This is a genomic window from Streptomyces katrae (assembly GCF_000966975.1).
In the GTDB taxonomy this organism is placed as follows: Bacteria; Actinomycetota; Actinomycetes; order Streptomycetales; family Streptomycetaceae; genus Streptomyces; species Streptomyces katrae.
Map to the genome: position 1 here is coordinate 1 of NZ_JZWV01001244.1, position 237 is coordinate 237.

The window sequence follows — 237 nt, forward strand, 5'->3', positions numbered from 1 at the left end:
CGACGGCGCCTCCTGCGGCGTCTCGGTGTCCATCGGCGCCCAGTCCCCGGACATCGCCCAGGGCGTCGACACGGCCTACGAGTCCCGCGTCGAGGGGTCCGCCGCAGGTGGAAAGGGTGACGAGCTCGACAAGCAGGGCGCGGGCGACCAGGGCCTGATGTTCGGCTACGCCTGCGACGAGACCCCCGAGCTGATGCCGCTGCCGATCCACATCGCGCACCGGCTCTCCCGCCGCCT

1 pseudogene is annotated in these 237 nt (G+C 72.6%); it reads left to right on the forward strand.

The window, feature by feature from the left end:
- Positions 1–237 (forward strand): annotated as a pseudogene (locus VR44_RS35645) (methionine adenosyltransferase); the annotation flags it as partial.